This is a genomic window from Cupriavidus sp. a3 (assembly GCF_051015765.1).
Classification (GTDB): domain Bacteria; phylum Pseudomonadota; class Gammaproteobacteria; order Burkholderiales; family Burkholderiaceae; genus Cupriavidus; species Cupriavidus oxalaticus_A.
This window is the reverse complement of sequence record NZ_CP170643.1, coordinates 270,495-283,180: the sequence shown is the minus strand read 5'-3', so window position 1 is coordinate 283,180 and position 12,686 is coordinate 270,495. Positions and strand designations below refer to the sequence as shown.

The following is a 12,686-nucleotide window of genomic DNA, read 5'->3' as shown; positions in this document are numbered from 1 at the left end:
CCCGGGCAGTCAACGTGCGCGTAGTGGCGGTTGGCCGTCTCGTACTCGACGTGGGCGGTATTGATGGTAATACCGCGCGCCTTCTCTTCCGGCGCTGCGTCGATTTCGTCGTACTTCTTGGCGGCACCGCCGAACTTGGCAGCCAGCACCGTGGCGATCGCTGCGGTCAGCGTGGTCTTGCCATGGTCAACGTGACCAATCGTACCAACGTTCACGTGCGGCTTGGTCCGCTCGAACTTTTCCTTTGCCATTGCGCGACTCCTGTCTCGGTAGCGATGATGCCAGTGCGGTGGTGTTTGGTGCCCATGGGCAGGATCGAACTGCCGACCTCTCCCTTACCAAGGGAGTGCTCTACCACTGAGCCACATGGGCGAAACTAGACGTACTACTTTATGACAACAACCGCGCGACTGGAGCGGGTGAAGGGAATCGAACCCTCGTCGTAAGCTTGGAAGGCTTCTGCTCTACCATTGAGCTACACCCGCCCGGTTCTTTCCTGCTTCTTCACCGGCATTGCCGGCTGCTGTCTTGCATTCTGGTGGAGAGGGCTGGATTCGAACCAGCGTAGGCGTAAGCCAACAGATTTACAGTCTGCCCCCTTTAGCCACTCGGGCACCTCTCCGCAGAGAACTATCGATTATGGGGCTGTTCACCTCGCCTGTCAAGCACTTTCCGTTGCGGATGCTGTACTTGTTTCAGGCCAGGGAAGGCGTTCCAGCGTGGCGCTTGATGCCGCCTGATCGCTCCCACAAGCGTAGATTAGATTTCTACGTTCTCACCCTATAGGGGCTTCGCAAAACGGCTCCTGGAGGCTCTGGAGCTGCCTCGTCGCGCTGTGGGGCGACACGCAATCAGCCGAGCGGAAAAGCAAAAACCCCTCGCAGCACACGCTGTCGAGGGGTTTTGCACAATAAGAGCCTGGCGATGACCTACTTTCACATTTTTTTGCTGCGGCCAGCGCTGCCAACTTCGCTGCGCCAACCTTGCGGTCGACCCCGCAACCCTTGCTGCGTCTGCTTTACAGCGCCGCGTTGTGTTGCGAGGGGGCGAATATTAAGGGACCCGGAGGTGCTTGGCAAGGGGTTTCCGGAAATAATTCGGATCCAGCCTAAAAATAACGCAAACCGCTCTTTTCTGGCGGCGCCAGCGCCCTCTTCTACTTATAGGGTAGGGATGTCACAGAAAGGTGCAGATGTTTGTCATGCACGACCCGTTGATTCATGATCTGGGCTTCAGCCTGGCGCAGTCGCGCGGGCAGTCCGGAACGCGGAATCCTCCATGACCATCCGAATCGTAAGACTGGGAACGCCACGCGCAGCTGACGAAGGACTGCGTATCGGTACTGTGCGGCGGCCGCCACGCGGCGTGCCCAAGTCCGAGTTCGCCAGCCGTGACTACTACGACGTCTGGTACCCCGACCTGTCCCCTACCCCAGAACTGGTTGCGCAGGCGCAGGGCGCGGCTGACGACAAGGCATGGCGAGCATTCGTCCGGCATTTCCGCAAGGAAATGGCCGAGCCGGAGCGCAGCCGCACGCTCGACCTGCTGGCTGCGCTGTCGCACCAGACCAATTTCTCACTTGGCTGCTATTGCGAAGACGAAGCGCACTGCCACAGGTCGGTGCTGCGCGAACTGCTGGCCGAGCGCGGCGCCAAGATCGGTTGAGCCGCCCCTGCCCGGCGGGAGAGTTCCGCCTTGACCTTTTTGCTTGCGCAATCCGATGGCCCTGAACGTTGTCTGGCTCGGTTTTTTTCTGGTTTCCTTTGTCGCCGCATGCTTCCGCCTCGCCAGCGGCGACCTGGCCGTCTTCCCCGCCATGCTGTCGAGCCTGTTCGACAGCGCCCGCACAGCCTTCGAAATTGCACTAGGGCTGGCGGGCGTGATGAGCCTGTGGCTGGGCATCATGCGCATCGGCGAACGCGCCGGAGTCGTCGACGCCTTTGCCCGGCTGGTGAACCCGTTGTTGCGACATTTCTTTCCCGGCGTGCCGCAGGGCCATCCGGCGCAAGGCGCCATGATGATGAACGTGTCGGCCAACCTGCTGGGCCTGGATAACGCCGCGACGCCTCTCGGGCTGAATGCGATGCGCGAGCTGCAGACGCTGAACCGTCGCCCGGACGTGGCCACCGATGCGCAGATCATGTTCATCGTGCTGAATACGGCCGGGCTGACTTTGATCCCGACCTCGGTCATCGCGATCCGACAGGCAATCGCCGTCAAGCAGGGGCTGGTGGGCTTCAATGCGGCAGATATTTTCCTGCCGACGCTGCTGGCTACCGGTGGCTCGTGCCTTGCCGGGCTGCTGGCTGTCGCCTGGGTACAGCGGCTCAATCTGCTGCGGCCCGCGGTGCTGGCCGCATTCGGCATGGCTGCCGCGGCGCTCGGCGGCATGTTCGCCTGGCTGAAGCATGCGCCGCCCGAGCAGGTCGGCAGCGTGACGGCATTGGCGGGCGCGGGCGTCATCCTGTCGCTTATCACGCTGTTCCTGGCCTGCGGTGCCCTGCGGCGGGTCAACGTCTACGAAGCCTTTATCGATGGCGCCAAGGAAGGCTTCGGCGTGGCCGTGCAGATCATTCCTTATCTTGTCGCCATCCTGGTTGCGATCGGCTTGTTCCGGGCGACCGGGTGCATGGACGTGCTGATGGGCTGGCTGACGCTGGGCTTTGCGCATCTCGGCATCAATACCGATTTTGTCCCGGCCCTGCCGGTGGGCCTGATGAAGATCCTGTCAGGCGCCGGCGCGCGCGGGTTGATGGTCGATGTGATGACGACTTATGGGGTCGACTCGTTCCAGGGTCGCCTTGCGGCCATCATTCAGGGGTCGACGGAAACTACTTTCTATGTGTTGGCGGTCTACTTCGGCAGCATCAATGTGCGAAATACGCGGCACGCGCTGGGCTGCGCCCTGGTTGCAGATGCTGCCGGTATTTTTTGTGCTGTTGGCGCCGCTTATCTATTCCGCTAGGGCAGCATTTCGATTTTTTGTTGTACCCACACAACAGCATTGTGCGCATCGCAAGACATTGACACAACTGCACTTGGTGCGACGCAACAAACCATGTATAGTGAAGTCTGTCTCCTCCACCACCTCGGTGGATTCCAACCCACGCACAACCTGCGTGGGTTTTTTTTGCCCTGATGCCGGCCATTGCAACACCCGTTGCACACCAAGCCCTGGCAAGGGCTACACCTTGGCCACGGCGCAGCACAGAAGTCTTTTGTTGCGCCCGAGCAGGGGATCGCATGGAAGCGCGGTTACTCGCCCTTCTTTGCTGCATTGCAACATCCATGTTGCAGAGTGGCAACGCATTGGTGACGCCAGCCAGGCGCCATATGGCATCGGCAATCGGTGCGCCGAAGTCATTTCCGGACCCTTTACGGCAGGCCGTGGTGACCTAGAATGATTGAATACGTCCGTCGCCAGCACGAGGCACGCCATGCCTGAGATCACGTTCCCTCGCAGCGTCCCGACCTACTGCGCAGCCAGCCTCACGCTGTCCTGCCCCGCTACGGTCAATGGCAGTCCGACTCAGTATTCCGTCACCGCGGAAGCCCTTGAGGCCCACTTCGGTGCGCGCTCGCCGCGCGAGGAAGATCTGGTTGCCGCCTTCACCAGTAATCGCCAGCGCATCGAAAGCCTCGCCGAAAGCCTGTTCGAGCTGACCCAGGCGCGCGAGATCGTGCTGCGCAGCGGCCATTTCCGCTTCGCCGGATGACCCCTGTCGCGATTGACGACCGCGTCCAAACCGAGACGCCGGGCCAGTCCGGCGTCTTTCGCATGCTTAGTCGGCCTTGGCTTCGCCGCGCACCAGCAGCACCGGCGTAGTCGACTGCCGGATCACCGCTTCCGCCACGCTGCCCAGCACCAGCCGGCGCACACCCCGCCGCCCGTGCGTGCCGATTACCAGCAGGTCCGCACCCCACTGACGCGCGGCTTCGTTGATCGATGCACCGATATCGCCGGGCACCGGCGCCTCGGTGACCAGCCGGGTTTCATGCGGCACGCCGGCCGCTGACAGTTGCTGCGCGGCGTCCTGCAGCGCGCGTTGGCCGCTTTCCTCGAATGCCTTCTGCAGCTGGCTCGGATCGTAGTAGCCCACGTCGAACATCGGCGTACCCGTGTCGACGACATAGAGCGCCAGCACCGTGGCACCGCCCGGCGCCGCTACGCGGATGGCTTCGGCCAGTGCCAGTCCGGACGTGTTGCTGCCATCCACCGCCACCACGATCTTGCTGTATGCCGCGCTTGCCATTTGCGTTACCTCCGTAGACAAAGGGAATAAGGGTTGGACAGCACGAGGCCGTTCCGTCTCTGATACTACACGTGCCCCGGCCGTCACGTGATGTCGCTGCCCCGGCGACGACCAACACAAACCCGGCGCGGCTTAAATTGACCGACCGGTCGGCTTATATATAATAGGGCCAGCCGCCGCACCAACGGTCACCCACCCAGCCGCGGCCCCCCCGCCAGAGGAGGCGCTATGTACACCCAAAGCCTGGACGTTCCCGGCCAAGCTGACTCCGCCCAGATCGCTGCCCCTCAGGACCCTCAGGACGATGAGGTCCGCCAGGCCGCTTTTGACGCGCGCGTGTCCGCCGACGGCAAGATCGAGCCGCAGGACTGGATGCCGGCGGCCTACCGCAAGACACTGGTGCGGCAGATTTCCCAGCACGCGCATTCCGAGATTGTCGGCATGCTGCCCGAGGGCAACTGGATCAGCCGCGCACCGTCACTCAAGCGCAAGGCGATCCTGCTGGCCAAGGTGCAGGACGAAGGCGGCCACGGCCTGTACCTCTACTCCGCGGCCGAAACGCTGGATGCTTCGCGCGACGAGCTGGTCGACGCGCTGCACAGCGGCAAGGCCAAGTACTCGTCCATCTTCAACTACCCGACGCTGACCTGGGCCGACGTGGGCGTGATCGGCTGGCTGGTGGACGGCGCGGCGATCATGAACCAGATCCCGCTGTGCCGCTGCTCGTATGGCCCGTATGCGCGCGCCATGATCCGCATCTGCAAGGAAGAGTCGTTTCACCAACGCCAGGGATTCGACGCGCTGCTGGCGATGATGCGCGGCACCGACGCCCAGCGCGAGATGGTGCAGGACGCGGTCAACCGCTGGTGGTTCCCGGTGCTGATGATGTTCGGCCCGCCCGATGCGGCCTCGACCAACAGCGCGCAGACCATGGCCTGGGGCATCAAGCGCATCTCGAATGACGACCTGCGCCAGAAGTTCGTCGATGCCACGGTGGAACAGGCGCGGGTACTGGGCGTGACCCTGCCCGACCCGGGACTGCAATGGAACGCCGAGCGCGCCCACTATGACTACAGCCCGCTGGATTGGGACGAGTTCTGGCGCGTAATCAACGGCGACGGCCCCTGCAACCGGGAGCGCCTGGCCACGCGCGTCAAGGCGCACGAGGACGGCGCCTGGGTCCGCGAAGCCGCACTGGCCCACGCGGCCAAGCAGGCCGAGCGCGAAGCGGGCGAGCGCCGCGCGGCTGCCTGATCCCTGCTTGAACCCAAACCGCAGCCAGCACGCAAGGACTGAGGAGACAACGATGAACCGCAAGGAATGGCCGCTGTGGGAGGTGTTCGTGCGCAGCAAGCAAGGCCTGGAGCACAAGCACTGCGGCAGCCTGCACGCCGCCGACGCGCAGCAGGCGCTGCACATGGCGCGCGATGTCTACACGCGGCGCCAGGAAGGCGTGTCGATCTGGGTAGTGCCGTCCGCCGCCATCACGGCGAGCGTGCCGGAGGAAAAGCCGGAACTGTTCGACCCCATGGCCGACAAGATCTACCGGCACCCGACGTTCTACCAGCTGCCCGACGAAGTCAACCATATGTAAGGGCCACGCACGATGACCGCGTCCCCGCAACCCGCTTCCCTGGATCACTTGCCGCCGGCCCGCACCGCCGCGCTGCGCTATGTGCTGCGCCTGGCCGACAACGCGCTGGTGCTCGGCCAGCGCAATGCCGAATGGTGCGGCCACGGCCCCGTGCTGGAAGAAGACATTGCGCTGGCCAACATCAGCCTCGACCTGATCGGCCAGGCACGCCTGCTGTACGGGCGCGCCGGCGAACTGGAAGGCGAGCTGACCGGCCTGCCACGGCATGAAGACGACTATGCCTACTGGCGCGCCGAGCGCGACTTCCGCAACTGGACGCTGGCGGAACTGCCCCACCGCGGCCCGCTGGCCGGCACCGCCGCCGCGGAACGCGACTACGCGGTCACCATCATGCGCAACTTCCTGTACAGCGCGCTGATGGTCGAGCTGTGGCAAGCGCTGAAGTCCAGCAGCGATGCGCAGCTCGCCGCCATCGCCGCCAAGTCGGTCAAGGAGGCGAGCTACCACCTGCACCATGCCGCCGGCTGGGTGGTGCGCCTGGGCGACGGCACCGAAGCGTCGCATGCCCGCATGCAGCGGGCCCTGGACCACCTGCTGCCCTATATGAATGAGTGCTTTGCCGATGACCCGGTGGAAACCGAAGCCGCTGCGCAGGGCATTGGCGTCGTCACCGCCTCGCTGCGAACTGCGTGGGACGCGACCGTCGCCGAGACCCTGCAAGCCGCCACGCTGGCGCTGCCGCCGGCGAGCAGCTTTGTCTCCACCGGCAAACTCGGCGTGCATTCTGAACACATGAGCTACCTGCTGGGCGAGATGCAAGGGCTGGCGCGGGCCCATCCGGGCGCGCAATGGTAATTGCCCGCTTCGCCGCAAAGGAATGACTGGCATGAACGTCACCACCCTGCCCCGCCCGGCGAACACTGCCGCCGATGCGCGCGTCGCGCAGGCATGGGCGGCGCTGGAAGCGGTCCCCGACCCGGAGATCCCGGTGGTGTCGATCCGCGACCTCGGCATCCTGCGCGGGATCAGCGCCGATGCCGACGGCACGCTGGAGGTGACCATCACGCCCACCTACTCCGGCTGCCCGGCGATGTCGCAGATCGCCGAGGACATCGGCCATGCGCTCGACGCCGCCGGCCTGGCACCGTGGCGCCTGCGCACCGTGCTGGCGCCGGCGTGGACCACCGACTGGATCACCCCCGCCGCGCGTGAGCGATTGCGCGAATTCGGCATCGCGCCGCCCGGCCAGTGCGGCGCGCCAGCCACGGCGCGACCATTGCACTTCGTCCCGCGTGCCGCGCGCGCCGGCGCCCCGGACCGCGTCGCCTGCCCGCGCTGCGGCAGCGTGCACACGCAGGAAATCTCGCGCTTCGCCTCGACGGCGTGCAAGGCACTGTACCGCTGCCTGGACTGCCGCGAGCCGTTCGATTATTTCAAACCCTACTGAGCCCCGCCGGGCCGAAGCCAGGCTGCCATGACCCCACAGTTCCACCCGCTGCGCGTGGCGCAGGTGCGCCCCGAGACTGCCGACACCATCTCGATCGCGTTCGAGGTGCCGGAAACGCTGCGCGACGCCTACCGCTTCACCCAGGGCCAGTTCCTGACGCTGAAGGCGCCGGTCGACGGCAAGGACTTGCGGCGCTCGTATTCGATCTGCTCGGCGGTGCAGGACTATGACGCACAAGGCGAGCTGCGCGTGGCGGTGAAGCTGGTCGAGGACGGGCTGTTTTCGTCCCATCTCCACGACACCATCGCACCCGGCCAGGTGATCGACGTGATGACGCCAGATGGCCGCTTCAACGTGCCGCTGGATCCTGCGGCGGCGCGCCACTATGTCGCCTTTGCCGCGGGCAGCGGCATCACGCCGGTGCTGTCGCTGATCCGCACCACGCTGCAGGCCGAGCCGCGCAGCCGCTTCACGCTGGTCTACGGCAACCGCAATGTCGACAGCATCATCTTTTCCGAGGCACTGGAAGACCTGAAAAACCAGTACCTGTCGCGCTTCACGCTGTACCACGTGCTGTCGCGCCAGCCGCAGGAGGTCGACCTGCTGCACGGCCGGGTTGACCACGACCGCGTCACCGCCTTCCTGCGGACCCTGATCCCGGTGGACGACATCGATGCGGCCTTCATCTGCGGGCCTGCGTCGATGATCGACGAAGCCGAGGCGGCGCTGCGCGACGCTGGCGTGGATCCGCACCGTATCCACGCCGAGCGCTTCGGCGTGCCGCTCGCGCAGGCCAGGCCCAAGCCGTCGCACGCGCATGCCGACCATGCGGGCACCGCCGAGCTGGTGGTCGTGCTCGACGGCAAGCAGCACAGCATGCGCCTGCCGATGGAAGACGCCAACGTGCTCGATACCGCGCTGGCCGCCGGGCTCGACCTGCCGTACGCCTGCAAGGGCGGCGTCTGTTGCACCTGCCGCGCCAAGGTGCTGGAAGGCCAGGTCGAGATGGAGAAGAACTACACGCTCGAACCGTGGGAGATGGAAAAGGGCTTCGTGCTCACCTGCCAGGCGCGCGCGCTGACGCCGCGGGTAGTGGTCAGCTACGACGAGCGCTGATCCGGGTACGCCGCGCGGGGACGGCCAGCGGCGCGTACGCGTGCCGACACTCGCAGCGATTGGCCAGGCCGGGCCGTGATTACAATGGCGGCAGGCCGGCAGCGGCCTGGCGCGATGCTTGCAGGGGCATTGCGCGGGCTGCGGCGGCGATAGGCAGCGGTGGCGCACAGCCTTGCACAGCGGCGCCCGCCGACTGTCGCGCCAGCGCCGCTCGGTGCCAGCGAACCGTCCCACCCATATACAATCACGGCCATGCAATATATCCACGTCGTCAACGGTGATGTAGCAGGCACGACCCTGCGCCAGGCGCTGGCGCAGGCCGCGCGGCCGGACCCTGTCGTGGTGCTGCGCGACGACCTGGCAGTGGGGCCTCTGGCCGACATCGACAGCACCGGGCTGATCCGTTCCGGCTTCTGGCAGCGGGTCGCCCCGCACACCGACATCGATTTCGCCGCCGAGATGCGCCAGGCGCTGGACCAGCTACAGCGGCTGCGCCAGGACGAACTGGAAATAGCCATCTGGCACGGCCAGAGCGCGGCCGACCAGCTGATGCTGCGCCGGGTTGTGTTCCACCTGTATCAGGCGCCGCAACGGATCAATGAAGTCGCGATGGACCTGCGCGAGCTGGAGATGCCCGCGCAAGGCAACCTGGCCGCCATCGGCATGTATTCACCGGCGCGGCTGGCGCGGCGCTTCTCCACCATCGCGCCGGTTTCGGTGCTTCGGCTGGGACGGCTCGGCTACGAGTGGCAGCAGAACGTCAAGGAGAACGCCGACGTCCGCCTGTGGAAGGGCAATACGCTGGTTCCGGCCGCCTACCACACCATCGACGACATCATCATGGATCGCGCGCCGGCGGAATGGACCCCCGCGGTGCAGGTGGTGGGCAGCGTGATGGGCGCGATCGAAGGCCTGCTGGCCAGCGACTGGTTCGTGTTCTGGCGCTGCCGCGAGCTGATCGCCTCGGGCCTGATGGTGCTGCGCGGCAACTCCGATTCGCTCGAGACCTGCGAGCTGCGCCGCCGCGCCGGCGGCAGTGGCGAGTAACCCCGATACACATGGCCCGTACCAAGGCACCCGATTTCGAGGCGCAGCGCGAACAGATCCTGGACCTGGCCGCGGCTGCCTTCGCCAACAGCAGCTACCCCAGCACCTCGATGGCCGACCTGGCCGCCGCCTGCGGCACGTCCAAGGCGCGCCTCTACCACTATTACGAGAGCAAGGAAGCGATCCTGTTCGACCTGCTGGACCGCTACACGCGGCGGCTGATGCTGCTGGTCACCGAGGTCGAAGCCGACGCCGAGCGCCACGCGCGCACCGACAAGGACGCGTTTGCCAACCTGATCCGCGCCTTCCTGGCCGAGTACGAAACCTCGCAGACCCGCCATATCGCGCTGATCAACGACGTCAAGTTCCTCGCCGAAGGCCAGCGCGACGTGATCCTCGGCCGCGAGCGCGACGTGGTGGCGGCCTTCTCGCGCCTGCTGCGCCGGGCCTACCCGGAGCGTGTCACGCGCGATAACCAGACCGCGCTGACCATGACCGTGTTCGGCATGATCAACTGGACCTTCACCTGGCTCAAGCCGGGCGGACGGCTTTCGTACGCCGACTTTGCCGAGACGGTGCTCGACCTCCTCGAAGGCGGGCTGCCGGGCCGCGCCGCCGCGATCCGCTGACGAAGGCGGACCCGCCCCGGCCTGCCCCCGCCATCGTCAGGTCCACTCTGCCTCTTCGCGCTGCCGGCGCTGCTCGCGGTCTTGCCTGAACATTTCCTCCAGCTCGTCGCGGGCCTGGCGCGCCAGCGAGACCAGCTTCTTCTGGTCGGTGTAGTGCGGGTAGAAGCGGTCGATCGCCTGGATATTGTGCCGCCGGAAGCGCAGCGCCACGTTGCGCGCCTCGGCCGGGTCGAAGCCCAGCCCTTCCAGGACACTCCGTCCCATCCTCAGCGAACCCTCGAACATCTCGCGCTCGAACAATTGCACGCCGCGGTCCTTGAGCTGGTAGATATGCGACACATGCCGCGCCCGCGCATAGATCCGCAACTCCGGATAGCGCTCGCGCACACGGTCGATCAGTTGCAGGCTGTCGTCCATGCCGTCGATTGCCACCACCAAAATGCGCGCGCGGGCGATACCGGCGGCTTCCAGCAGGTCCAGCCGCGTGGTATCGCCATAGAAGATCTTGAAGCCGTACTGGCGCAGGAACTCGATCTGGTCCGGATCGTGATCGAGCACCGTGACGCCGATGCCCTGGCTGTACAGCAGCCGCCCGATGATCTGCCCGAACCGGCCGAAGCCGGCGATCAGCACCGGGTTGTCCTGCGGCGTGATGGCCTCGTCCGGCCGCGCCCTGGCGCGGCCCAGCCGCGGCGCCACCAGCTGGTCATAGGCGAGCAGCAGCAACGGCGTGGCCACCATCGACAGCGCCACCACCAGCACCAGCAACGCCTCGGTCTCGCGCGGCAGCAGGCCCGCGCCGCCGGCGACACCGAACACCACGAAGGCGAACTCGCCGCCCTGCGAGATCAGCAGCGCAAACAGCAGCCGCTGGCCGCGCGCAATAGCGAACCTGCGCGCCAGCAGCACCAGCACGCCGGTCTTGGCCACAACGAAGGCAACCACCAGGCCGAGCACCAGCCCCGGCGAGCGTGCCAGCACGGCAAAGTCGATCGACATCCCGACCGCCATGAAGAACAGGCCCAGCAGCAGCCCCTTGAACGGCTCCAGGTCGGCCTCCAGCGCATGGCGGTATTCCGAATCGGCCAGCAGCACGCCGGCGAGGAAGGTGCCCAGCGCCATCGACAGCCCGACCGCGTCCATCATCAGCGCGATGCCGACCACCAGCAGCAGCGCAAACGCGGTGAACATCTCGCGCATGTCGGTGCGCGCGATAAAGCGCAGCGCCGGCCGCACCAGGTAGCGGCCGCCGACCACCACAGCGCCGATCACCGCCACCGCCTTCACGCCGGCCATCCAGCCGGCGGCGCCCGCACCGGCGCCTTCGGCGCTCTCGACGGCGAGCAGCGGCAACAGCGCGATCATCGGGATGGCCGCAATATCCTGGAACAGCAGGATGCCGAAGCTGGCGGCGCCGGCCGGCGTGCCAAACAGGTTGCGCTCGGTCAGCGTCGCCAGCGCGATCGCGGTGGACGACAGCGCCAGGCCCAGGCCCGCGACCAGCGCCACCTGCCACGACGCACCCGCCAGCGCCGCCGCACCGCCGATCACCAGCGCGCAGGCGGCAAGCTGGGCGCCACCGTAGCCGAAGATGCTCCGCCGCAACGCCCATAGCTTGCGCGGCTCCAGTTCCAGGCCGATGACGAACATCATCAGCACCACGCCGAACTCGGAGAAATGCAGGATCGACTCGACGTCGGTAACCAGGCGCAGCGCAAACGGGCCGATCGCCGCGCCCGCCAGCAGGTAGCCCAGCACGGCGCCCAGGCCGCTGCGCCGCGCCAGCGGCACCGCCACCACCGCCGCAACCAGGAACACCAGCAGCGCAATCAGGAAGTCATGCTGGTTCATGCGCGCACCTCCGCGGGCATGGCGTCGGCACCCAGGCGCCCGCAGACGTGCGCAATATGGTCGGCCAGCGCCTGCGCATCGGCGTTGTCGGCGTCATGCAGCACCACCGGCGGCAGCCAGTTCATGCCGCACAGGAGCGCGGTCTGCTCCAGCGGCAACAGGAATTCACTGATCGGATGGCCATGGTTGCCGTCGGGGCCGTAGGCATCGGCGCTGCCGCCGGTACTGACCACCGCCAGCATCGACTTGCCGCGCAGTGCCGTGCCGCCTGGGCCGTAGGCCCACCCGTGCTCTAGCACCTCATCCAGCCATAGCTTTAGCAACGCGGGGACGCTGTACCAGCGCACCGGAAACTGCAACACGACGGTGTCCGCGACCGCCAGCACGCGCTGCTCGGCGACGACATCGATGTCGTAATCGACATAGGAACGGTAAAGATCGCGTACCTGTACCTGCGGCAATGAGGCCAGGGCGTCGGCCAGCGGCCGGTTGACGCGCGATCGGCTGGGCGTGGGATGCGCGTAGATCACTGCAATGGGAGACTCGGTCATCGAAGACGGGGCGGCTTGGCGAGGGCGGGCGGGATCGTGGCGGGCATGGGCCGGTTGCGGCGTTGCAGCATATCCACAGTTGATGTCGCGCAACAATTCATCACATTTTCTTAGGCTATTGATTTTATTGCATTTTTCAAAGCGATGTGGCGGTGCGGCCGGCTGCTGCGGCGCAGGAAGCTTACGCCAGACTGGCAA

At 66.0% G+C, this 12,686-nt stretch carries 14 protein-coding genes and 3 tRNA genes; 10 read left to right on the top strand and 7 right to left on the bottom strand.

Features of this window, described 5'->3' with window-relative positions; genetic code table 11:
* The 4 genes from ACAD63_RS01280 to ACAD63_RS01265 all read right to left on the bottom strand — a co-directional run.
* The coding region (locus tag ACAD63_RS01280) for a GTP-binding protein (protein WP_434033335.1) at positions 1-251 on the bottom strand (251 nt) is incomplete at its 3' end.
* Positions 252-297: 46 nt separating this feature from the next.
* Positions 298-372 (bottom strand) — tRNA-Thr (locus tag ACAD63_RS01275).
* Between the two features lie 39 nt (positions 373-411).
* Positions 412-485 (bottom strand) — tRNA-Gly (locus ACAD63_RS01270).
* A gap of 51 nt (positions 486-536) precedes the next feature.
* Positions 537-622: transfer RNA gene (locus ACAD63_RS01265), tRNA-Tyr, on the bottom strand.
* Positions 623-1,278: 656 nt separating this feature from the next.
* On the opposite strand from ACAD63_RS01265, the gene ACAD63_RS01260 reads away from it, so the two are divergent.
* The 3 genes from ACAD63_RS01260 (at position 1,279) to ACAD63_RS01250 (ending at position 3,716) form a co-directional block, all read left to right on the top strand.
* Entirely contained in the window at positions 1,279-1,665 is a 387-nt protein-coding gene (locus tag ACAD63_RS01260; protein WP_133097723.1) for a DUF488 domain-containing protein, read from the top strand.
* A 55-nt stretch (positions 1,666-1,720) separates the two neighbouring features.
* Positions 1,721-2,965, top strand: coding sequence for a nucleoside recognition domain-containing protein (locus ACAD63_RS01255; protein WP_133097724.1), 1,245 nt, complete (start codon positions 1,721-1,723; stop codon positions 2,963-2,965).
* Positions 2,966-3,437: 472 nt separating this feature from the next.
* The gene (locus ACAD63_RS01250) at positions 3,438-3,716 is read left to right on the top strand and encodes a DUF1488 domain-containing protein (protein WP_029046679.1); all 279 of its coding nucleotides are present in this window, start codon (positions 3,438-3,440) and stop codon (positions 3,714-3,716) included.
* 66 nt (positions 3,717-3,782) lie between these two features.
* Here the strand turns inward: ACAD63_RS01250 and ACAD63_RS01245 are convergent, their stop codons facing one another.
* Positions 3,783-4,253: a universal stress protein gene (locus tag ACAD63_RS01245; RefSeq protein ID WP_135706081.1), complete on the bottom strand. Its 471-nt coding sequence runs from the start codon at positions 4,251-4,253 to the stop codon at positions 3,783-3,785.
* Positions 4,254-4,481: 228 nt separating this feature from the next.
* Here ACAD63_RS01245 and paaA point away from each other — a divergent pair, with 228 nt between their 5' ends.
* From paaA to ACAD63_RS01210, 7 genes are all read left to right on the top strand, one after another.
* Entirely contained in the window at positions 4,482-5,507 is a 1,026-nt protein-coding gene (gene paaA, locus ACAD63_RS01240) for a 1,2-phenylacetyl-CoA epoxidase subunit PaaA (protein WP_434033334.1), read from the top strand.
* 52 nt (positions 5,508-5,559) lie between these two features.
* Positions 5,560-5,847 carry a 1,2-phenylacetyl-CoA epoxidase subunit PaaB gene (gene paaB, locus ACAD63_RS01235; protein WP_022536879.1) on the top strand — a complete coding sequence of 96 codons (288 nt, stop codon included), beginning with the start codon at positions 5,560-5,562 and terminating at the stop codon, positions 5,845-5,847.
* 12 nt (positions 5,848-5,859) lie between these two features.
* Positions 5,860-6,702 (top strand): 1,2-phenylacetyl-CoA epoxidase subunit PaaC, encoded by an 843-nt coding sequence (paaC, locus tag ACAD63_RS01230; protein WP_133097727.1) that lies wholly within the window; start codon positions 5,860-5,862, stop codon positions 6,700-6,702.
* A 31-nt stretch (positions 6,703-6,733) separates the two neighbouring features.
* Positions 6,734-7,294 (top strand): 1,2-phenylacetyl-CoA epoxidase subunit PaaD, encoded by a 561-nt coding sequence (gene paaD / locus ACAD63_RS01225; protein WP_133097728.1) that lies wholly within the window; start codon positions 6,734-6,736, stop codon positions 7,292-7,294.
* 27 nt (positions 7,295-7,321) lie between these two features.
* The gene (gene paaE, locus ACAD63_RS01220) at positions 7,322-8,410 is read left to right on the top strand and encodes a 1,2-phenylacetyl-CoA epoxidase subunit PaaE (RefSeq protein WP_133097729.1); all 1,089 of its coding nucleotides are present in this window, start codon (positions 7,322-7,324) and stop codon (positions 8,408-8,410) included.
* A 252-nt stretch (positions 8,411-8,662) separates the two neighbouring features.
* The gene (locus tag ACAD63_RS01215; protein ID WP_133097730.1) at positions 8,663-9,457 is read left to right on the top strand and encodes a DUF1835 domain-containing protein; all 795 of its coding nucleotides are present in this window, start codon (positions 8,663-8,665) and stop codon (positions 9,455-9,457) included.
* Between the two features lie 11 nt (positions 9,458-9,468).
* Positions 9,469-10,086 carry a TetR/AcrR family transcriptional regulator gene (locus ACAD63_RS01210; protein ID WP_133097731.1) on the top strand — a complete coding sequence of 206 codons (618 nt, stop codon included), beginning with the start codon at positions 9,469-9,471 and terminating at the stop codon, positions 10,084-10,086.
* A 36-nt stretch (positions 10,087-10,122) separates the two neighbouring features.
* Here ACAD63_RS01210 and kefC read toward each other — a convergent pair whose 3' ends face one another.
* Positions 10,123-11,937: a glutathione-regulated potassium-efflux system protein KefC gene (kefC, locus tag ACAD63_RS01205; RefSeq protein WP_434033333.1), complete on the bottom strand. Its 1,815-nt coding sequence runs from the start codon at positions 11,935-11,937 to the stop codon at positions 10,123-10,125.
* Positions 11,934-12,488 (bottom strand): NAD(P)H-dependent oxidoreductase, encoded by a 555-nt coding sequence (locus ACAD63_RS01200; RefSeq protein WP_135706084.1) that lies wholly within the window; start codon positions 12,486-12,488, stop codon positions 11,934-11,936. The genes kefC and ACAD63_RS01200 overlap by 4 nt, the downstream gene beginning before the upstream one ends.
* Positions 12,489-12,686: the final 198 nt, after the last annotated feature.

What these genes read in the sequence shown, in the direction of transcription:
- paaD (WP_133097728.1), top strand. Translation starts at nt 6,734, where the DNA reads ATGAACGTCACCACCCTGCCCCGCCCGGCGAACACTGCCGCCGATGCG.
- ACAD63_RS01260 (WP_133097723.1), top strand. Translation starts at nt 1,279, where the DNA reads ATGACCATCCGAATCGTAAGACTGGGAACGCCACGCGCAGCTGACGAA.
- ACAD63_RS01250 (WP_029046679.1), top strand. Translation starts at nt 3,438, where the DNA reads ATGCCTGAGATCACGTTCCCTCGCAGCGTCCCGACCTACTGCGCAGCC.
- paaC (WP_133097727.1), top strand. Translation starts at nt 5,860, where the DNA reads ATGACCGCGTCCCCGCAACCCGCTTCCCTGGATCACTTGCCGCCGGCC.
- paaB (WP_022536879.1), top strand. Translation starts at nt 5,560, where the DNA reads ATGAACCGCAAGGAATGGCCGCTGTGGGAGGTGTTCGTGCGCAGCAAG.
- ACAD63_RS01210 (WP_133097731.1), top strand. Translation starts at nt 9,469, where the DNA reads ATGGCCCGTACCAAGGCACCCGATTTCGAGGCGCAGCGCGAACAGATC.
- kefC (WP_434033333.1), bottom strand. Translation starts at nt 11,937, where the DNA reads ATGAACCAGCATGACTTCCTGATTGCGCTGCTGGTGTTCCTGGTTGCG.
- paaE (WP_133097729.1), top strand. Translation starts at nt 7,322, where the DNA reads ATGACCCCACAGTTCCACCCGCTGCGCGTGGCGCAGGTGCGCCCCGAG.
- ACAD63_RS01245 (WP_135706081.1), bottom strand. Translation starts at nt 4,253, where the DNA reads ATGGCAAGCGCGGCATACAGCAAGATCGTGGTGGCGGTGGATGGCAGC.
- ACAD63_RS01255 (WP_133097724.1), top strand. Translation starts at nt 1,721, where the DNA reads ATGGCCCTGAACGTTGTCTGGCTCGGTTTTTTTCTGGTTTCCTTTGTC.
- ACAD63_RS01200 (WP_135706084.1), bottom strand. Translation starts at nt 12,488, where the DNA reads ATGACCGAGTCTCCCATTGCAGTGATCTACGCGCATCCCACGCCCAGC.
- ACAD63_RS01215 (WP_133097730.1), top strand. Translation starts at nt 8,663, where the DNA reads ATGCAATATATCCACGTCGTCAACGGTGATGTAGCAGGCACGACCCTG.
- paaA (WP_434033334.1), top strand. Translation starts at nt 4,482, where the DNA reads ATGTACACCCAAAGCCTGGACGTTCCCGGCCAAGCTGACTCCGCCCAG.